The sequence below is a fragment of the Kribbella steppae genome (assembly GCF_004342025.1).
In the GTDB taxonomy this organism is placed as follows: Bacteria; Actinomycetota; Actinomycetes; order Propionibacteriales; family Kribbellaceae; genus Kribbella; species Kribbella steppae.
This window is the reverse complement of the sequence record NZ_SLWN01000012.1, coordinates 191,285-208,963: the sequence shown is the minus strand read 5'-3', so window position 1 is coordinate 208,963 and position 17,679 is coordinate 191,285. Positions and strand designations below refer to the sequence as shown.

Annotated in this window: 20 protein-coding genes; 8 read left to right on the top strand and 12 right to left on the bottom strand. The window is 68.8% G+C overall.

Annotated elements, in window-relative coordinates; all coding sequences use genetic code 11:
- The first annotated feature begins 26 nt into the window (after positions 1 to 26).
- Together EV652_RS31895 and EV652_RS31890 are read left to right on the top strand one after the other, a co-directional pair.
- Positions 27 to 935 (top strand): carbamate kinase, encoded by a 909-nt coding sequence (locus EV652_RS31895; RefSeq protein WP_132212993.1) that lies wholly within the window; start codon positions 27 to 29, stop codon positions 933 to 935.
- A 60-nt stretch (positions 936 to 995) separates the two neighbouring features.
- Entirely contained in the window at positions 996 to 1,208 is a 213-nt protein-coding gene (locus tag EV652_RS31890) for a DUF6458 family protein (RefSeq protein WP_132212992.1), read from the top strand.
- Positions 1,209 to 1,365: 157 nt separating this feature from the next.
- On the opposite strand, the gene EV652_RS31885 is transcribed toward EV652_RS31890, so the two are convergent.
- The 4 genes from EV652_RS31885 to EV652_RS31870 form a co-directional block, all read right to left on the bottom strand.
- Complete coding sequence (locus EV652_RS31885) at positions 1,366 to 2,199, bottom strand: class I SAM-dependent methyltransferase (RefSeq protein WP_132212991.1); 834 nt, start codon at positions 2,197 to 2,199, stop codon at positions 1,366 to 1,368.
- An 81-nt stretch (positions 2,200 to 2,280) separates the two neighbouring features.
- Positions 2,281 to 3,900, bottom strand: a complete 1,620-nt coding sequence (locus EV652_RS46060) for a helix-turn-helix transcriptional regulator (protein ID WP_132212990.1) — start codon at positions 3,898 to 3,900, stop codon at positions 2,281 to 2,283.
- 45 nt (positions 3,901 to 3,945) lie between these two features.
- Entirely contained in the window at positions 3,946 to 4,566 is a 621-nt protein-coding gene (gene wrbA, locus EV652_RS31875; RefSeq protein ID WP_242002130.1) for an NAD(P)H:quinone oxidoreductase, read from the bottom strand.
- On the bottom strand, positions 4,563 to 5,000 hold the full coding sequence (locus tag EV652_RS31870; RefSeq protein ID WP_132212989.1) for a YybH family protein: 438 nt from the start codon (positions 4,998 to 5,000) through the stop codon (positions 4,563 to 4,565). Before EV652_RS31870 ends, wrbA begins: the two co-directional genes overlap by 4 nt.
- Positions 5,001 to 5,108: 108 nt before the next feature.
- On the opposite strand from EV652_RS31870, the gene sigJ reads away from it, so the two are divergent.
- Both sigJ and EV652_RS44230 read left to right on the top strand, forming a co-directional pair.
- On the top strand, positions 5,109 to 6,026 hold the full coding sequence (gene sigJ, locus EV652_RS31865) for an RNA polymerase sigma factor SigJ (protein WP_132212988.1): 918 nt from the start codon (positions 5,109 to 5,111) through the stop codon (positions 6,024 to 6,026).
- A 106-nt stretch (positions 6,027 to 6,132) separates the two neighbouring features.
- Positions 6,133 to 6,306, top strand: a complete 174-nt coding sequence (locus EV652_RS44230) for a hypothetical protein (protein ID WP_158441322.1) — start codon at positions 6,133 to 6,135, stop codon at positions 6,304 to 6,306.
- Between the two features lie 11 nt (positions 6,307 to 6,317).
- Here the strand turns inward: EV652_RS44230 and EV652_RS31860 are convergent, their stop codons facing one another.
- Together EV652_RS31860 and EV652_RS31855 are read right to left on the bottom strand one after the other, a co-directional pair.
- A complete protein-coding gene (locus EV652_RS31860) occupies positions 6,318 to 6,755 on the bottom strand; it encodes a hypothetical protein (RefSeq protein ID WP_132212987.1) in 438 nt (145 codons plus the stop codon).
- A 22-nt stretch (positions 6,756 to 6,777) separates the two neighbouring features.
- Entirely contained in the window at positions 6,778 to 7,089 is a 312-nt protein-coding gene (locus tag EV652_RS31855; RefSeq protein WP_132212986.1) for an STAS domain-containing protein, read from the bottom strand.
- A 194-nt stretch (positions 7,090 to 7,283) separates the two neighbouring features.
- Here EV652_RS31855 and EV652_RS31850 point away from each other — a divergent pair, with 194 nt between their 5' ends.
- From EV652_RS31850 to EV652_RS31835, 4 genes are all read left to right on the top strand, one after another.
- A complete protein-coding gene (locus EV652_RS31850) occupies positions 7,284 to 7,985 on the top strand; it encodes a response regulator (protein ID WP_132212985.1) in 702 nt (233 codons plus the stop codon).
- Positions 7,982 to 9,346, top strand: coding sequence for a sensor histidine kinase (locus tag EV652_RS31845; protein WP_132212984.1), 1,365 nt, complete (start codon positions 7,982 to 7,984; stop codon positions 9,344 to 9,346). Before EV652_RS31850 ends, EV652_RS31845 begins: the two co-directional genes overlap by 4 nt.
- Positions 9,343 to 9,906 carry a GerMN domain-containing protein gene (locus EV652_RS31840; protein ID WP_132212983.1) on the top strand — a complete coding sequence of 188 codons (564 nt, stop codon included), beginning with the start codon at positions 9,343 to 9,345 and terminating at the stop codon, positions 9,904 to 9,906. The genes EV652_RS31845 and EV652_RS31840 overlap by 4 nt, the downstream gene beginning before the upstream one ends.
- A gap of 153 nt (positions 9,907 to 10,059) precedes the next feature.
- Positions 10,060 to 10,416: a hypothetical protein gene (locus EV652_RS31835; protein ID WP_132212982.1), complete on the top strand. Its 357-nt coding sequence runs from the start codon at positions 10,060 to 10,062 to the stop codon at positions 10,414 to 10,416.
- Positions 10,417 to 10,476: 60 nt separating this feature from the next.
- Here EV652_RS31835 and EV652_RS31830 read toward each other — a convergent pair whose 3' ends face one another.
- The 6 genes from EV652_RS31830 to EV652_RS31805 all read right to left on the bottom strand — a co-directional run bounded on the left by EV652_RS31830 (position 10,477) and on the right by EV652_RS31805 (position 17,596).
- Positions 10,477 to 11,952, bottom strand: a complete 1,476-nt coding sequence (locus tag EV652_RS31830) for a M81 family metallopeptidase (protein WP_132212981.1) — start codon at positions 11,950 to 11,952, stop codon at positions 10,477 to 10,479.
- Positions 11,953 to 11,989: 37 nt separating this feature from the next.
- Entirely contained in the window at positions 11,990 to 12,595 is a 606-nt protein-coding gene (locus EV652_RS31825; protein ID WP_199238498.1) for a class I SAM-dependent methyltransferase, read from the bottom strand.
- On the bottom strand, positions 12,592 to 13,242 hold the full coding sequence (locus tag EV652_RS31820) for a transglycosylase SLT domain-containing protein (protein WP_132212980.1): 651 nt from the start codon (positions 13,240 to 13,242) through the stop codon (positions 12,592 to 12,594). Before EV652_RS31820 ends, EV652_RS31825 begins: the two co-directional genes overlap by 4 nt.
- 17 nt (positions 13,243 to 13,259) lie before the next feature.
- Positions 13,260 to 15,041, bottom strand: a complete 1,782-nt coding sequence (locus EV652_RS31815; protein ID WP_132212979.1) for an ABC transporter ATP-binding protein — start codon at positions 15,039 to 15,041, stop codon at positions 13,260 to 13,262.
- Positions 15,034 to 16,800 (bottom strand): ABC transporter ATP-binding protein, encoded by a 1,767-nt coding sequence (locus EV652_RS31810; protein WP_242002129.1) that lies wholly within the window; start codon positions 16,798 to 16,800, stop codon positions 15,034 to 15,036. The genes EV652_RS31815 and EV652_RS31810 overlap by 8 nt, the downstream gene beginning before the upstream one ends.
- Positions 16,801 to 16,900: 100 nt before the next feature.
- Positions 16,901 to 17,596 (bottom strand): CDP-alcohol phosphatidyltransferase family protein, encoded by a 696-nt coding sequence (locus EV652_RS31805; protein ID WP_132212977.1) that lies wholly within the window; start codon positions 17,594 to 17,596, stop codon positions 16,901 to 16,903.
- Between the last annotated feature and the right edge of the window lie 83 nt (positions 17,597 to 17,679).

The window sequence follows — 17,679 nt, the reverse complement described above, 5'->3', positions numbered from 1 at the left end:
CCGGACCTGTCGTGGCACTCTGAAGCATGCGGATAGTGATCGCGCTCGGGGGGAACGCATTGCTTCGGCGTGGTGAGCGCCCGGACGCCGACGTACAGGTCGCACACCTGGCCGCGGCCGCCCCGGCGCTGGCCAAGGTCGCCGAGGACAACGAGGTCGTCATCGTGCACGGCAACGGCCCGCAGGTCGGGCTGCTGGCGTTGGAGAGTTTCGCCGACACGAGCCTGTCGAAGCCGTACCCGCTCAGCGATCTCGTCGCCGAGACCCAAGGCGTGATCGGTTACTGGATCCAGCAGGCGCTGACCAACGCCGGCCTCAGCCGCCGCGCCGTCACGCTGGTGACTCAGACTGTGGTCGACGCCTACGATCCCGCCTTCAACGAGCCGACGAAGTACGTCGGCAGCGGCTACACGGAGGAACGAGCCCGCGAGCTCGCCCTCACCTCCGGCTGGTCGGTGTATCAGGACGGCACCGAGTGGCGACGTGTTGTCCCGTCCCCCGCGCCGCAGCGGGTGCTGGAACTCGACGCGGCCGAGCTCCTCCTCCAGAACGGCGTCACGGTCATCCTGGCCGGCGGAGGCGGCGTACCGGTCATCGAAGGCCCGACCGGCTTGTCCGGAGTCGAGGCCGTCGTGGACAAGGACGCGACGGCTGCGCTCATCGCCATCGAGCTCCGTGCGGACCTGCTCGTCATGCTCACCGACGTACCGGCGGTGTATCTCGACTACGGCACTCCGGCGCAGCGCGCTCTCGGCAAGGTGGACACCCGAATGCTTGCCTCGCACAACTTCCCCGCCGGTTCGATGGGGCCGAAGATCACCGCCGCCCGGCACTTCGTGGAGACGACGCGGGCGTCCGCCGCCATTGGTTCTCTGGACGACACCACGGCCGTCATCTCGGGCAACGCAGGCACTCAGATCCGGTTTGCGGGCTGACTGCCCGGGTACCGCGATGGTGCTCGCAGTTCGAACGGGGATGAGCGTGAGGAGTTCCTCGTGGGTATCGGTGTGTCCGTGTTTCTGCTTGCCGTGGGCGGGATTCTGGCCTTCGCGGTGTCCGACCGACTGAGCGGTGTCGACCTCACCGCGGTCGGCTACATCCTGATGGGCGCCGGCGCACTCGGCCTCGTCATCGCTATGTTCTTCGTCAGCCAGCGGTCGCACACCACGCACCGGGAGGTCCGCGAACACCGCCACTTCGAGGAGTGAATCGGTTGTCGGAGCTGCCCTCTACGATGCGCGCATGGCTCTTAGCTGGCGATCGTCCGCCGCCTCGAGACCACCCCTGAACTCACCGGCACAGTCCTGACCGGCACCTGGCCCGGCCAGGACTCGCCGATCACCTTGGCGTCAGCCCGGTAAGGCCCTACTTCGTTCCGACGCCGATGTTCAGCGGCGCGGTCAGCACGAGGGGCTCATCGCCACCGGAGCGTTCGCGGATCATGCCGTCGAGCACCCGGACGATGTCATCGCGCTGCCCGTCGCTGAACTCGGCGATCAGCTCGCCCGGAATCGGATTGCCGCCGAGCGTCCAGTTCCACAACTGGCGTCCGCTCGACACCGTGATGCGTTCCTGATGCGTGGTGTCGACGATGACGTCCGTCAGGCCCGCGTCGATCAGTCGCCGCCGCAGTACGGCGGGATCGGCGACCTGGAACTCGAGCATCGGTTCGTCGTCCGCCGGCCCCTCGAACTCAGGGACGACCACCTGCACCGCGCTGATGAAGAAGTGCAGCGCCTCGTACTGGCTCGGATCGCCGTACGCGATGAGCAGCACCCGTCCGCCCGGCTTCGTCACGCGCACCAGTTCGCGCAACGCCTGCGGCTGATCGGGCACGAGCATGACACCGAACTGGGAGCCGGTGACGTCGAAGCTGGCGTCGGGGAGATCGAGTGCGTGGCAGTCCATCACCCGCCCCTCGGCGTCGAGTCCTTCGGCAGCCGCGCGGGCCGTGAAGCGGTCGATCATCCGCGGTGACCAGTCGGTCGCCAGCACCTTCGCGCCAAGGCGTGCCGCGGGCAGGCTCAAGCCACCGGGGCCGGCCGCGACGTCGAGGAACGAGTCGCCCGCACGCAATCCGGCCAGTCGAAGTCCGGCCGTTGCCAGCTCGGACTCGCCGGGCGCGACATGCTCGTCGTACTGGCCCGCGATCGCGTCCCACGCCTCGACGGGCGCGGTGTGTTGCTCCAGATCTGTCATGGCCAAAACGCTAGGCGGGCAGGGATGGGACGGCTTCGGTCACACGACGCACGACCGCGCTGGGGACGTGGGTAGTTCTGTCTAGATCAGGCGGTTCTCGTAGGCGTAGGCGGTGGCCGCCGCGCGGGACGGGACTCCGGTCTTGGTGAGGATGTTGCTGACATGACGAGCGACCGTCTTCTCGGACAGGCTGAGGTTCCGGGCGATCTCCCGGTTGGTCATTCCGGACGCGATCAGGCGCAGGACCTCCGCCTCGCGAGCGGTCAGGCCGCCGTCGCGCGGCCGTTCGATCCTCACGAGGTCAGGTCTGGCACCCAGTTCCTCGAAGACCTTCCGCGCGCCGTCGAGCTCCAACGCCGCCATTTCCGGATCGCCGAGCGCCTCGCACGCCAGACCGAGCAAGACCCGGACACGAGCCGTCTCGTACGGCGCGTTCAGCGCGCGCCACGTCGCCGCAGCCATCCGGAGCGTACGCAGCGCCGAGCCGGCGTCGCCTTCGGCCAGCAGCACCGCGCCCTCCGCCGTCGCGGCCACCCCCCGCAGGTACGGCGCTTTGATGGCGTCCGCGATCTGGTCGAGTTCGTCAGCACCCAGCCGGGCCGACGCCACATCACCCGAGGCGATCATGGTCTCGACGTAGGCAGGAAGGATGCGCGACCGCGCGGACGGCTCCTGCACCTCGCTCAGTGCGCGGGTCAGGACGCCGGTGGCGAGGTCGATGCGTCCTTGGGCCAGCCGAAGCAGCGCGAGGCCAGGCTCCGGCGGGCAGCCCGATTCGCTGGCCATCCGGTAGCTGTCCTCGGCCTCACTGAACTCGCCACGCAACCGCTGCAGCTCGCCCAGCTGGTAGTAGGCCGAGCCGAGCGTGTCCCACTTGACCGGACCGGACAGGTGCTCGCAGGCCTGGCGCGCGGCCTCCGCCGCATCCGACCAGGCGCCGTCCAGCTGCATCAGCTCGCAGCGATGGATCAGGCAGTTGCCCCGGAACGGAACCAGGTCGGGCTGAGAATCGCACCAGCGGCTGAGTGCGGCGGTCCATTCCCTGGCTCGTCGCAGGTCGAATACCTCCGAACAACCGGCGATCACGGTGCAGTACGCGATGCCGGCGTACATCGGGGTCACCTCACCTGAGGTAACCCCGACCATTACCTCGTCGAGCAAGGCCAGCCCGCGCGGACTCTCGCCCTGCAGGACCAGGCACATGCCCTCGCCGAGGCGGGCCATCGTGAGCAGATCGGTGTCATCGAAGCGCAGACCGGTCCTGCCGCTCTCGGAGAAGACCGGCTGCGCCTCCTCGACGTCCCCGCTCCACATCCGGACGAAGGCGTTCCAGGTCAGCAGCCATCCTTGTTCCGCACTGTCGTCGCAGCCTTCGAGGACCCGCTCGGCCCGGGCGAACCATCCCATCGCCGGTGCGGTCTCACCGCGGAACAGCAGGCCGGCCCCGATCGCAGCCGCGGACCGGACGGCGCGCAGCGGATCGTCGCGGCGGACGGCCTCGTGGTGAGCGCGCGTCCAGACCCGCGTCGACTCCTCGTCCCGGCCGGACAGGTACGCGGCGAGCGCGAGGCTCTCCAGGTCGTCCAGCTCGAGCGGCGTCGCCACATCCGCGGTGGCGAACTGCCGGTACGCGTCCTGCCACGAACGCTCGGCAAACGACGCCCGCGCCTGCTCGAGTACGCCGTACGTCGTCCTGCCCATGTTCGCAGTCTCGGGCATAAGACGCCCCGACGAACAGGTCGGGCGTCAGGCGGCGCGGCCGATCTTGAGGGCGGTCGCGGTGTCGACGACACGGCGGGCCTGGTAGCGAACTGCTTCCAGAGCGACCTCGCCGGGTGGGCCATCGCCGGACACGTGGGAGGTGCCGTAGGGGTTGCCGGACTGGTACTGGATCGGGTCGGTGTAGCCAGGCGGCACGATGATCCCGCCCCAGTGGTAGAAGACGTTGCTCAGCGCAAGGATGGTCGACTCCTGACCACCGTGTGCCGTAGTGCTGGCGGTGAGCGCCGAGTACACCTTGCCGACCAGTTGGCCCTGCTGCCACAGCGGGCCGGTGGTGTCGATGAATGCCTTCAACTGGCCGGACGGCGTACCGAAGCGGGTCGGCGTACCGAACAGCACCGCATCGGCCCAGGCCAGGTCGTCAAGGGCTGCCTCGACCACGTCCGTGGTGTCACGGATGTGCTGACCCCAGGCCGGGTTGGACTCGATCGCGGCCTCCGGAGCCAGCTCCCGCACTTTACGGAGTCTCACGTTCGCTCCGGCCTTCTCCGCGCCCTCGGCCGCGGCGCGGGCCAGCGCATGCACGGTACCGGTGGCGCTGTAGTAGATGACGGCAACATTCACGGGTTCCATCGATGCGGTCACGGCACGAGATCCAGCTTCGACTGGCCGGTCGCGAAGTCCGTCGGCACCGAGACCTGGTCGTGCGTGATCAGCCAGGTGCCGTCGACCTTCCGGAAGACGGCGGTCCACCGGAGCCAGTACTCGTTCGTGTCGCCGCTCTGCAGCGTGCCGCTGATGTGATTGATGCTGTACGCGACGGCCAGATCACCGCCCACGACGACGGTCAGGTCCCGGATCTCGTAGTCGAGCGCCGTGTACACCGTGAAGACCTTGGTCCAGTTGTTCCATTTCGCCTCCGCGCCCAGGTGCCGCAACGGCGGCTCGATGTCGAACGAGACGAGGTTCGGTGCGAATATCGTCTTGATGCCGTCGAGGTCCCTGGTCCGTACGGATTCGACCAAGGTGTCGATCCGTTCCCGGATGTCTACTTCGTCTACGGCGGATTGTGTGGTCATGATCAGTACGACGACACAGCCGGCCGGATTGTGAGGACCTCACACTTCGGTACGGCGTTTCGTCGTACCAGGTGGACGGCGAATCCGACGAAGGGAATCGTGGACACCATGACCGGATCACGAGACGACCGGCTCGATCCGGGCCTGAACGCGATCATGAGCGAGCGACGCCAGCTGATCAACCTGGCGTACCGGCTGCTCGGCTCGCTGGCCGACGCCGAGGACGTCGTCCAGGAGACCTACACCCGGTGGTACGCGATGTCGCGGCCGGAGCAGGACGCGATCGAGTCGCCCGGCGGCTGGCTCACCAAGGTCGCCAGCCGGATCTGCCTGGACCTGCTCGGCTCCGCCCGGGCCAGGCGGGAGCGGTACGTCGGTGAATGGATCCCGGAGCCGCTGCCCGACGGGACCGAGTGGCGATCGGCCGGCACCGCCCTCGACCCGGCCGACCGGGTCACGCTGGACGAGTCGGTGAACATGGCGTTCCTCGTCGTCCTCGAGTCGATGACCCCGGCCGAACGTGTCGCCTTCATCCTGCACGACGTCTTCCGGTACCCGTTCCCCGAAGTCGCCGAGATCGTCGGCCGCTCCCCCGCGGCCTGCCGCCAGCTCGCCACCTCGGCCCGGCGCCGCATCGACGCGTCCCAGACACCGCCGACGCCCACGGCCCAGACCGCGAGCCTCGTCCGCGACTTCAAGGAGGCGTGGCAGGCGAAAGACATCCAGGCCCTCATCGGTCTGCTCGACCCCGATGCCGTCGCGATCGGCGACGGTGGCGGCCTGGTCAGCGCCGAGCTCCACCCGGTCGCCGGCGGCGAGCAGGTCGCCCGCTTCTTCGCCTCGCTGGCCGACCGCCGGTCGGACATCACCCTGCTCGAACGCACCGTCAACGGCCAGCCCGGCCTGGTCGCCCAGCACGACGGCGTGACCGTCACCGTGATCGCCTTCGACATCGCCGAGAGCCGGATCAGGCACATCTGGGCCATCCGCAACCCGGAGAAACTCCGCCCCTGGCTCACCGACTGACACACCGCCGCTGTAACGACGGACGGTTCCGGCCCGATGTGGTGGTTAGACATCGGTGTTCCGAGAAGCAGCGCCGAGGGTTTGTTTCTGCCTGTCGGAGGGCCCGATGACGTGCGAGACGACGCAGCGACTACTGGCGCTGCTCCGGATTCTGGAGCATGCCCCGGCGCCTTTCGGCGCGCTCGGGGACGACGCCGTACTCGACGCGTGGTTCGGGCCCCAGTCGCCGCTCAACGCACCGGTTGCACAGCACCAGGAAGCGGCCGCTGTGACCAGCTGATCGCCACGTCGCTACGAGGTCGCGTCGGGCGGTTGGTCGTCGTCGGGGTGCCGGGTGGTGGGGTCGACCGCGGCGGCCAGATCGAGGGCGATGAGGGCGCGGCGGAGGGTTTCGAGACTTGGTTGCGCGGCGGTCGGTGCGCCGAAGAGGCAGACCACGGTGCGGCCGTCGACGGTGAGGCCGGCCCGCTCGACCTTGCCCTCGTCGTCGTACAGCAGCTGCCAACCGTCCTCCTCCAGATGGCTCAGCGCGCGCCGGAAGTCCGCCGTGTGCAGCGACAGGCCGCCGACGAACGGCTCGTCCGGTGCCGGGATGTCCAGGTCGGGATCGGGGGTGACGAGGTAGCCGGTCCCGGTCCTCGGGTCCAGGTACGCCGTGTGTGTCGCGAACTCCACGATCGTCACATCGACGTAGTCCGACCAGCTCGGCTCGTGCTCGGACTGGTTCACCGCCGGCTCCCCCCAGGAATGATCACGCCGCCTCGACCTCGAAGACACGGTCGAGTCCGGTGCGACGCAGTACGTCGGTCATCTTCCGGCTGGCGTGCCGGATGACGACTCCCCCACCGCGGCGACGGCACACCCGGTGCGTGTCGAGCAAGGCGGCCAGCAGCGTCGACGAGATCTGATCGATCTCCGAGACGTCGATGACCACCAGGCACGCGCCCTCCATCACCAGTCCGTGCAATCGCCAGCGCAGCGGGGACAGGCTACCGTCGAGGTCGGCGTCGGACACCATCACGATCGCCTTCTGCGGAAGCGGACTGTGCGCGGCGTCGCTCATCGACGGTCCCTCCCCTGGACGGTGCGGCTCCGATTCCACTCTCCGTCCTGGACGTTGAGATCTGCCGTACCCCTACTTGACGATCCGATGACTTCGCCGCGTCCCGCCGGACCCCGGCCCTCCTCTTGTTTACGATCAGATGACATGCCGCTCCGGACAGTCACAGGCCGCGGCCGACTTGCCAGGATGTGATGATGCCGATGCAGGTCCTGGTCGTCGAGGACGACGATCGAATCAGGGAGGTACTGCGCCTCGCTCTCGAGGACGAGGGGTACCGGGTCGCCGAGGCGGCCGACACCCCGTCGGCGCTCGAACAGGTCCGTGTCGCGATGCCGGACCTGATGATGGTCGACCTGATGCTCGGCGAGGTCGACGGCTACACCTGCATCCGCGAGGTACGCCGGCTCAGCGACATCCCGATCGTGGTCGTCAGCGCCCGGTCCGACACCCATGACATCGTCGCCGGACTCGAGGCGGGTGCGGACGACTACGTCACCAAACCCTTTCAGATCAAGGAGATCACCGCCCGGCTGCGCGCCCTGCGCCGGCGTCTCCGTACCAGCGCCGATGCCGCCGAGCCCGACATCGTCCTCGACTCCGATCCCGGCCGCGGTCTGGTGCTGTCCGCCTCGCGTGGCACGGTCATGCTCGACGGTCAGGACGTCAACCTGACCGTGACCGAGTACCGCCTGCTGGCCGAGCTCGCCAAACCGCCGGGCCGGGTCCTCAGCCGTTCCGCCTTGCTGGCTTCGGTCTGGGAGCACGGGTACTACGGCGACGAGCGCATCGTCGACGTCCACATCAGGCGGTTGCGCACCAAGATCGAACGTGATCCGGGCCGGCCGCAACTCGTGATGACGGTGCGAGGGATGGGCTACCGGCTGGATCCGCGATGACGTTCGGCGTTCGTAACCTGGGCCTGCGGCACCGCCTCGTGCTCGCGTTCAGCGTGGTCGCGTTGCTGGTGTCGGCGGTGTTTGCCATCAGCACGTATCTGCTCGCCCGCGGGTATCTGCTGGTCCAGCGCGAGCGGGTGGTTCAGCATGAGGCGTTCGCGGATGCCGCCTTCGTCCAGCGCCGGTTGCGGAGCTCCGGGGCCGACGTCCCCGCCGTACTGACGGCCGCGGGAACACCAGCCGGGCACACGATCATCGTGAAGTGGCGCGGCCAGTGGTACGCGTCGGCGCTCGATGAAGGGCGCGGCGCCATCCCGGCCGGCGTGCTGGACCAGGTCGCCGGTGGTGGCGCCGCCAGCCAGCGGTTCCGGTCGAACGACGGGCCGGTGATGGTGGTCGGGGTGCCGGTGCCGGCCGTGGAAGCGGAGTTCTACGAGATTGCGCCACTGGGGGAGCTCGACGGGAATCTCCGGCTGCTCAGCGGGATCCTGATGGGTGGCGCGTTGCTGGCTGCGGCGGCCGGAGCGGCCCTCGGCCTGTGGGCCAGCAGGTCGGTCGTCACCCCGCTCAACCGCGTCGCTGTCACCGCCGCGTCGATCGCAGGTGGCGACCTCGACCAGCGGCTTCCGGCGACCCTTGACCCTGAGCTCGCGACGATCGTCGGCTCCTTCAACAGCATGGTCGACACCCTGCAGCAGCGGATCAACCGCGACACCCGGCTGGCCGCCGACGTCAGCCATGAACTCCGCTCTCCCTTGACCACGCTCGTCGGCAGCGTCGACCTGCTGAACGCCCGCCGCGACGAGCTGCCGCAGCGGTCCCAGCGGGCGCTCGACCTGGTGACCGCGGACCTGCAACGCTTCCGGCGCCTGCTCGACGACCTGCTCGAACTGGCTCGATCCGATGGCGGGCTCGCGGTCAGGCCGAGCTCGTCCCTCGAACTCGGTCCGCTGCTTCGGCAGGTACTCGGTGAGGTCGGGCGCGATTCGTCGATCCTGACCGGCGCCGAGGATGTCGTCGTACTGGCCGACAAGCCACGGCTCGGCCGGCTGTTCCGCAATGTCTTCGAGAACGCGGAGACCCATGGCGGTGGTCTCACCGGCGTTGAGATCAGCCGGGCCGGCCCGGACGTTCTGGTGCTGGTCAACGACTCGGGGCCGGGCATACCGCCGCGCGACCGGGAGCGGGTGTTCGAGCGGTTCGCCACGGGTGCGACCAAGCGCGGCTCGTCGTCCGGGACGGGACTCGGCCTCGCGTTGGTGGCGGAGACTGCGGCTGTCCACGGTGGAGCGGTCTGGTGTACGGCGTCACCGACTGGTGGCGCGCAGTTCGTCATACGGCTTCCGGAGGTGACGTCGTGAGAGTTCTTGCTGGGGTGCTCGCGGCCGCGCTGGTGCTGGTGGGGTGCGGCGTACCGCTGCAGGATGAGCCGGCGCCGATCGAACCCCAGGCGATCCCGTCCCGGTTGCAGTCCCCCGGCGGACCGACAGCCGCGCCGTCGGCGGCGAGGACGACTGTGCAGGTGAACTTCGTGCGCAAGGACCGGCTGGTGAGCTTTGCCCGGGAGGTGCCTGGTGCCGGCGTCCTGGACGGTGTGATCCAGGCATTGACGGCCGGCCCGACCGCGTCTGAGCAGGCCAACGGCATCACGTCCGCGCTGCCTCCCGGGATTGCCCTGACCGTCGTGGTCGTTCAGGGGACCACCGTCGGGCTCGAGCTTTCCGGCGAGACTGACGGTCGCTCGCCCACCGAGAACGTGCTGGCGGTCGGGCAGATCGTCCTGTCCGTCACGGCGCTGGAGACTGTGGACCAGGTGACGTTCTGGCGCGACGGCTCGCCGGTCGAGGCCCTGCTCGCCGACGGCGCGCTCACCACGGCGCCGCTGACCGCGGCCGACTACGAGGCCTTGCGGTCGCCGTAGTTGACGAGGACGCTGAGGGATCTTTGAGATCGTGTGTCGTTCTCCGCTGCAGGCGGGTACAGACCCATCGGAACGCTACACAAGTCTGTACGTCGCCCTTCGAAGGAGGAACGTGGCTGAGCGGCCGCCCACGCACAGATCACCCCGGCAGCCATGAAGGTCTACTGGGTCATCCTGCTCGTGCTCGTCGCGGGCGCCATCGCCGCGCCCTGGGCACTCAGCCTGCTGCGCCGACGCTCCGCTGAACGCCAAACGACCGTTTCCCAGGTCATCGGCATCGACCTGAGCAGCTGGACGGACTCCCAGCTGTACGGCGTCTGGTGCGCCACCGCCGACGAACTCCTCCTCGCCGCCCAATCCGACGACGCCGCCACCGCCGCCCAGGCCCGCGAACTCCTGCTCGCCGAGATAGAACGCCGCCACCCCCGCGAAACCGCAGCCTGGCTGACCTCCCCCCAAGCCCTCACTGGCGACCCACCCCACTTCCTCCTCCCCAAGAAGGCCAACTGAACTGGCTCCAACGTCTCGCAGCCACCTTCGTCGGTTCGTCCCGGTACACCTGCCCTGCGGTTAGAGGAGTTCGGGGGTGAGGGTTGGGGTGGGCATGTCGGGGTCGAAGGGGAACATGGGGCGGTCGATGTGACTGTGGCCCAGGCTCAGGAGGTCTTGGTTGACGCCGCCGGGGGTGAGGGCCAGGAGCCAGTCGGCTGCCATTGCGTAGAGCTCTGGTTCCAGGTAGCCGATCTTGACGATGACGAGGTCGGCGTCGCGTGGTGACAGGCCGAGCTGGGTGAAATCGGACTCCAGGTGGTACGGCTTGCGGCGGGTGGTGACGATGACGCGTAGTCCGCCGGTGCCGAGGACGACGACTCCCCCGGCCGGGTCGACTGCGACCACCTCAGCGGTCAGGGATACCGGCCCACACGGACCGGAGTCGATCTTGCCGCCCACCTCAACGCTCACGGTTGCGCCGACGCCCGCTTCGATCGCCGTCGCGGTCACCTCGGGGTCGACGATGGCGGCGTACAGCGTGGTCAGCTCGGACTTGGTGATCGCGGGGAGCCGGAGCAGCGCGTCCAGGGTCCAGGACGTGTCGCCGGCACCGCCCGCCGTCGGGTTGTCACCGGAGTCGCTGATGAAGAACGGGCGCGCGGCGCTCGCCAGCGCCCGCTCGACACACTCCTCGAGGGTGCCCGTCGGCGCGACGAACTCGAACTCGTCGTGCGCATCCCAGTAGGCGTCAGCAAGCCGCTTCGCCTGCGCGGTGATGACGTCAGCGTCGTCACCCGTCACCACGACCGCGGCCTGGCAACGCGGCTCGTCCGCCCACGCGTACCCGACCCAGATCGCCGCATCCAGTACGCCGTCCATCGCCTCGACCTCGTCGACCATCGCGTAGATCCGCTTGGCCGGGTCGATCCGCGTACTCGTCTTCTCCCCCGGCAACAGCACCGGCACCTGCACCCACGCCTTCTGCGGACGGCCACCGGACCGCAGCCGCGCCACCAGGTTCCGCGCCGCACGTTCCTTGGTGTCCCACGCGTCGGTGTGCGGCGCCTTGCGGTAGCACGTGATCAGGTCGAGCGTGCTGCCGAGCTCACGCGACACGTTGCCGTGCAGATCCATCGACGCCGACAGCAACACCGACGGTCCGACCCGTTCGCGGATGCCCGCGACGAACTCGGCTTCGATGTCGGTCCGGCCGAGCACGCTCATCGCACCGTGGAAGTCGACGAACACTCCGTCCAGCGGTCCCGCCGTACCGAGCTTCTCGTAGATCTCCGCCGCCAGTTGCTCGTACGTCTCCTCGGTCACCGGCCCACCCGGTACGGCCCTCGCGTGCAGCAGCGGCACCCACTCCACCCCCTCGGTCAGCTCCGAGCCCGGTGCCAGGAACGCATACCGTGCCAGCAGGTCCGCACCCCGCGTCACGTGGAAGTCGTCCAGCGTGCTCCGATGCGGCGAGAACGTACTCGACTCGATCGCGATCCCGGCAATGCCGATCCGCAGCGTTTCCGACGAGGTGTTTCGGGGGGATGAGGTCACCGAGCTGCCCTTCTCGTGTCAGACGTCGGGACCGACCCTATCCGGCGGGCCGGGTGGCGCGCACGAAGGCGAGGAAAGGCCGGCGGCTCCCGGTCTCGACGATGTAGAAGCCCGCGTCAACAGCCAGGTCGGCGAGTCCCACCTGCTCCGCGGCGTGGCCGCTGAACGCGCGGATCGCGAGCCGCGACAGTCGTCCGCTCGGTGGGCGGAAGTCCGCGACCAGCAGTCGGCCGCCGGGCTTGAGCACGCGGAACATCTCCGCGAACGCCCGGCCACGCTCTGCCACCGAGATGTGGTGTACGGCGAGACACGACAACACGAGGTCGAAGGACGCGTCGTCGTACGGGAGCTGCTCCGCACCGGCCACTCGGAACGTCGCGTTCGGTGGAGCATGCTCGTTGGCGTAGGCAACGACTGCCTCGGACGGATCAACACCCTCGACGCTGCCCGACGGCCCGACCGCGCGCGCAGCCCGACCACTCAGATAGCCGGTACCGGACCCGACATCGAGCACCCGATCCCCCGGTCGTACGCCGCTCCGTCGCACCAGACCGTCGTACACGCGCCGCCGTTGACCGGCGAAGCCGATGGCCGAGGAGATCTCGTACCGGCGCGCGTTCTCGACGTGCATGTGGTCGTTCATGTCCGGACCGCCTCGGCGGACTTCGCCCAGTTCTCGTGCAGCCGGTCGAGGTACGACTGCGCCTGTGGGCCGGGCCTCCGGCCCTTGGCGAACACCCTCATGTTGCCTCCGCCGGCGTTGTAGCCCAAGGCAAGCAGCTCGTCCGTGCTCAACTGGCTGGATCGCTGCGAGGGCAGTCGCTTGGCCAGGTCGTGCAGGTGCCAGGCCGCGGCTTGGATGGCCAGCGTCGGGTCGTCGGGCAGCTCTTCCCACTTCCGCCCGGCGAACGGACGGCCGCGCTTGGTGTCGTCGAAGGCGGGCCGGTGCATGTTCGCGATCCCGAACGCCGGATCGGAGTCGATCTCCGCCCACGATCGCTCCAGCGCCGGGTCGTGCGGCTTGTACGACTCGTTGTACAAGATTGCCATCAGCAACTGCGGCCGGATCCCGGCCTGGCCCGCGTACTTCCGTACCTGCACGGCAAAGTGCGCTGGGTCGTAGTCCTCGTACCAAGGCTTCGGAGTGCTGACAGCAGACGGCGTGGGTACCACGGACGGCGTCGGCGTCGGGCTCGGGGCACTCGTCGTACCCGGAGCATCGCTACAGCGCGCAGCCGACACGCCCACGGCAACGGCTCCGACCGCAAGCCACACCCACTGCTTCGCCACAACCCCAACCTAAAGCATCACCGGTAAGCACGGGCCTGCAACTCGAAGAGCTCGGCATAACGACCGCCCGCCACGAGGAGCTCCTCGTGACTGCCGACCTCCTCCACTCGGCCGTTGTGCATCACCACGATCAGGTCGGCCATCCGCACCGTCGAGAAGCGGTGCGAGACCAGGACGGTAATGCCGCCGGTCTCGGCCGCGGCGACTCTGGCGGCCGCGGCGTACTGCTCGTACAACCGGTGCTCGGCCTCCGGGTCCAGCGCCGCGGTCGGCTCGTCGAGGAGCAACAGCAATGGCCGTTCGCGCATGAACGCACGGGCGAGCGCGAGTCGCTGCCACTGCCCGCCCGACAGCTCGACGCCGTCGGTGAACTTCTTGCCCAACTGTGTGTCCAGCCCGCGCGGCAGCCCGGCAACAACGGCCTCGGCGTCACCTCGCGAGACCGCCGCACGCACCGCCGCCTCGTCGGACTCCCGTCGTACGTCGCCGACGCCCACAACCTCCCGTGCCGTCCACTCGAACTTGACGAAGTCCTGGAACCCGGCCGACAACTGCGACCGCCAGGAGTCCGGTGAGATCGTCGCCAGGTCCACGCCGTCGACCAGGACACGTCCGCTCGTCGGGTCGTACATCCGCGCGAGCAACTTGACCAGCGTCGTCTTGCCGGCGCCGTTCTCCCCCACCAACGCGACCGCCGAGCCCGCAGGCAAGGTCAGGCTGACATCACTCAGTACGGCGGACTCCGTGCCAGGGTAGGCGAATCCGACGTTGCGCAACTCGATACCCGACCGCAGCCGCGCCGGCGCCGCATCGACACTGGTCTGCCACGAGTTGTCCTTCGCGTACTCCCGTAACCAGTCGTACCGGCTGAAGCTCCGCACGACCTCGCCCACCCAGTAGACATTGCGCGCGATCCCGCCAGTCATCTGATCCACCTGCGGCGCCAGCAGCAGGACGAGCACTACGTCGCCTGCCGTCTGCTGCCCGTTCCGCGCTCGTGCGATCACCCACACGATCGCGACGGCGTACGCGAGACCGAACGCGAGTCGCACCGACCCGTCGACCTTCCCGCCCCACCGAGCCGCCTCGACCCGGCGCCGGAACCGCTCCGTCTGCAGCGCGAAGATCCTGTCCAGGAGCACCTTCCCGAGCCCGAAGACGCGCACCTCGAGCCCGGTCCGCGCGTCCTTCGACACGTCGATCAGCTTGTCGACCAGCCGCTCCTGCGGCAGCGAATCCTCGTAGGCCTTGTGCGACCGCACGCTGCTCACGTACGCCGACCAGATCCGCGTCGCACCGAGCAACGGCAGCAGCAACAGCAGCGGATTCACCGACCCGAGCAACCCGAGCACGGTCACAGTGTTCGCCACCGTCGCGAAGGCCCACAGCAGCACCTCCGCACCGACGCCCATCCGCCATGCCCGCTCGCGCACGAGCTCCAACCGGTCGGCGATGTCAGGCCGCTCGTGATGCGTCAGTCCAGGGATGCCCGTCGTCACGTCCAGCAGGTCGGCGTGGACCCGGCCGGCCATGCGCTCCTGAGCAGTGTCCTGCAGCGGCCAGCCGATCACATCGGCGACGAACGAGACGGCCAGACCGCCCACGATGATGCCGATGCCGAGCGCGATCGTGTTCGAGTTGTCGTCAGCGATTCCTTCGACCAGCTGGCTGACGCCGTACGTCTGGGCCGGCGTCGTGATCGCCCGCGCCGCGACGAGCACCGTGGAGATCGCCATCGGCAACGGCGCCGCCCGGAACGACGTGGCGAGCCACAGCCAGGCGATCCGCAGGCTACGCATCGAGCGCCTCGCTCTCCGGGCTTTCTGGCGACGTCACGTACCGCTCGGCCTGCAGGCGGAACATGCCGGCGTACATCCCGTCCTGGTCCAACAGCTCCTCGTGCGTGCCGTCCTCGACGATCCGCCCATCGGCGAGCACACAGATGCGGTTGGCGTTCCGGACCACCGAGAACCGGTGGGAGATGATCAGCGACGCCACTCCCGACGTCAGCTCGAGGTAGCGCTCGACCAGCTCGGCCTCAGCGCGCACGTCCAGCGCCGCCGCCGGCTCGTCCAGCACGAGCACACCCGCGCCGGCATGTACGGCGAACAGCGCCCGCGCCAGCGCGATCCGTTGCCATTCGCCACCGGACAGGTCGACGCCGCCGTCGAAGGTCTTGTCGAGGACGGTGTCCCAGCCCGCCGGCAGGCCGCGGACGACTTCGTCGATCCCGGACTCCCGCGCGACCTTGGCGAGTGAGATCTCGTCGTCTGCGCGCTCGACCGCGCCGAACACGACGTTGTCGGTGACCGACAACGGAAAGCGCAGGAAGTCCTGCACGATGGCGGCGATCCGCCGCTGCCAGGCGGTCAGGTCGAGCTCCGCGAGGTCCACGCCGTCGACCGTGATCCGCCCCTCGGTCGGCCGGTAGGCGCCGCCGAGCAGCTTCACCAGCGTGGACTTGCCGGCACCGTTGACGCCGACGAGCGCGAGCGCCTCGTGCGCGCGGATGGTGAGGTCGAGGTTGCGGAGGACATCGACGTCCGAGCCGGGATAGCGGAAGCTGACGTTCTCGAACCGGACATCGCGCGCCGGCATCGTCTCCACCCGGTGCCGCGTCGTCGCGGCCGACTCGGGGTGGCGCTCGGCGATCGTCCCCGGCAGGTCCTTCATCGCCCGGTACGCCGACAGCCCACGCTTCACCTGGACGACGCCGTACCCGTTCATGGCCACCCCGATCGACAGGATCGCGGGCACCGTCGTCGCGACCTCGGTCAACGGCAGGTCGCCGTTCAGCGCGGCGCGGCCGACGAGCAGGATCGCGAACCCGTTCGCGGCCAGATGCAGGCCGCCTGTCATGACCGACCACTTCAGGTTCCGGCGGCGCCGCTCCCAGACCGGCCGGAAGCCCGCGGTCCATTCACGGACGTACCGATCCACCAGCCAGCCGTGCAATCCGAACACGCGCAGCTCCTTGGGTGCGTCGCGCATGCCGAGGTTGAACAGGTAGTCGGCCCGCCGCTGCTCCTCGGTGTTGCCCCACCACACGTCGATCTCGCGCGCGATCAGACGGCCGCCGTACCACTCCAGGAGCAAGGTCACCGCGACCAGCATCGCGGCGACCGGCCAGGAGAACATCACGCCGACAATGACCGCCGAGCCGACCAACGTGACCCGGCTGGCCATCAGCCAGGGCAGATTCCCCAACCCCTCGGCGAGGTGGAATCCGCCTTTGCCCTTCGCCCGCTCCTGCATGTCGAGCACCTCGGTGTCCTCGAGATGCGCGACTCGCTGCGGCCGGAGCAACGGCTCGGTGATGTCGGTGCCGATCTCGCGAACGAGCGCCGCGTTCAGGATCTGCGACGCCACCTGATGGATCGCCGGCGTGAGGCTCTGCATGATGAACACGGTCAGCAGCGCCCCGAGCAACCAACTGAACGTGCCGAGCGACATAGCTCCTGGGGCAGCGTCGATCACACCTGGCACAGCCCCGACGACCTGACCGGTCAGCAACGTGACTGCCATCCCCAGCACCGAACCGAGGACTGCAAGCCCCATCGTCAAGGCAGTGCTACCAGGTGAGACCCGTAACGCATACCGCAGCAGAGTCAGCACTCAACCGACCGTAACCACACCCACCGACAAAAACACCTGAGTTTCAGGTTCGGAGCTGGCGCCAGATGTCGCGACCGAAGGAGAACATCAACGCCAGCAGTCCCAGACCGGGAAGGAGTGCGAGCCAGCCTCCGGACGCCAAGCTCGGCAGAACCGCGGCCAGCCACAAGCTCACGACCAGGAGAACTGCCTGGCTCATGCCGATCACCCGGCGCGCCTGGCTGAACGGCAGCGGTGCACGAAGCGCCGGCAGGGGTATGCCGGCCAGCAAGTACGCGTACCGGAGTGCCCCGATCGCGACGACCCACCAGCCGGCGACGTCGAAGACCGCGAGACTGATCGCCACCAGCAGGGTGGTCGCCGCGTCGGTCTCGATGTCGAAGCGCCCGCCGAAACTGCTGGTCTCACCGCGACGTCTGGCAACGCGGCCGTCGACCCCGTCCAGGATCAGGCACACCGCGCCGACCACTGCGATACAGATCGCGATCAACGGTGTGGGCTCGGCCCAGACCGCCTGCAGCAGCAACGCCAGGATCCAAACCGTCCCGACCAGCCGGGCCAGCGTCACCGTGTTCGCCAGGCCGAACCGGCGGCGACTGCGACCCCACCCGGCCACGATCAGCAGCGCTGCCGCCAGGTAGCCGACGAACGCGGCGCCGGCCGGCAGCGGCGCGGCCGCCATCAGACAACCGAAGGCGGTCGCGGCCGCGCCGGCCGAGACAGGACGTAGGACGATCACGATCTTCCAGGTGCAGTGCTTGTACGGTCGGCACCGATCACGGCCGCGACGCGCAGATGGTCAAGCCGAGAGGGTACCGGTCG

Coding starts and splice junctions, on each gene's coding strand:
- EV652_RS31825 (WP_199238498.1), bottom strand. CDS start 12,595: ATGAACGACCACATGCACGTCGAGAACGCGCGCCGGTACGAGATCTCC.
- EV652_RS31810 (WP_242002129.1), bottom strand. CDS start 16,800: ATGGGGCTTGCAGTCCTCGGTTCGGTGCTGGGGATGGCAGTCACGTTG.
- EV652_RS31895 (WP_132212993.1), top strand. CDS start 27: ATGCGGATAGTGATCGCGCTCGGGGGGAACGCATTGCTTCGGCGTGGT.
- EV652_RS31855 (WP_132212986.1), bottom strand. CDS start 7,089: ATGAGCGACGCCGCGCACAGTCCGCTTCCGCAGAAGGCGATCGTGATG.
- sigJ (WP_132212988.1), top strand. CDS start 5,109: ATGACCGGATCACGAGACGACCGGCTCGATCCGGGCCTGAACGCGATC.
- EV652_RS31845 (WP_132212984.1), top strand. CDS start 7,982: ATGACGTTCGGCGTTCGTAACCTGGGCCTGCGGCACCGCCTCGTGCTC.
- EV652_RS44230 (WP_158441322.1), top strand. CDS start 6,133: ATGACGTGCGAGACGACGCAGCGACTACTGGCGCTGCTCCGGATTCTG.
- EV652_RS31870 (WP_132212989.1), bottom strand. CDS start 5,000: ATGACCACACAATCCGCCGTAGACGAAGTAGACATCCGGGAACGGATC.
- EV652_RS31885 (WP_132212991.1), bottom strand. CDS start 2,199: ATGACAGATCTGGAGCAACACACCGCGCCCGTCGAGGCGTGGGACGCG.
- EV652_RS46060 (WP_132212990.1), bottom strand. CDS start 3,900: ATGGGCAGGACGACGTACGGCGTACTCGAGCAGGCGCGGGCGTCGTTT.
- EV652_RS31850 (WP_132212985.1), top strand. CDS start 7,284: ATGCCGATGCAGGTCCTGGTCGTCGAGGACGACGATCGAATCAGGGAG.
- EV652_RS31835 (WP_132212982.1), top strand. CDS start 10,060: ATGAAGGTCTACTGGGTCATCCTGCTCGTGCTCGTCGCGGGCGCCATC.
- EV652_RS31815 (WP_132212979.1), bottom strand. CDS start 15,041: ATGCGTAGCCTGCGGATCGCCTGGCTGTGGCTCGCCACGTCGTTCCGG.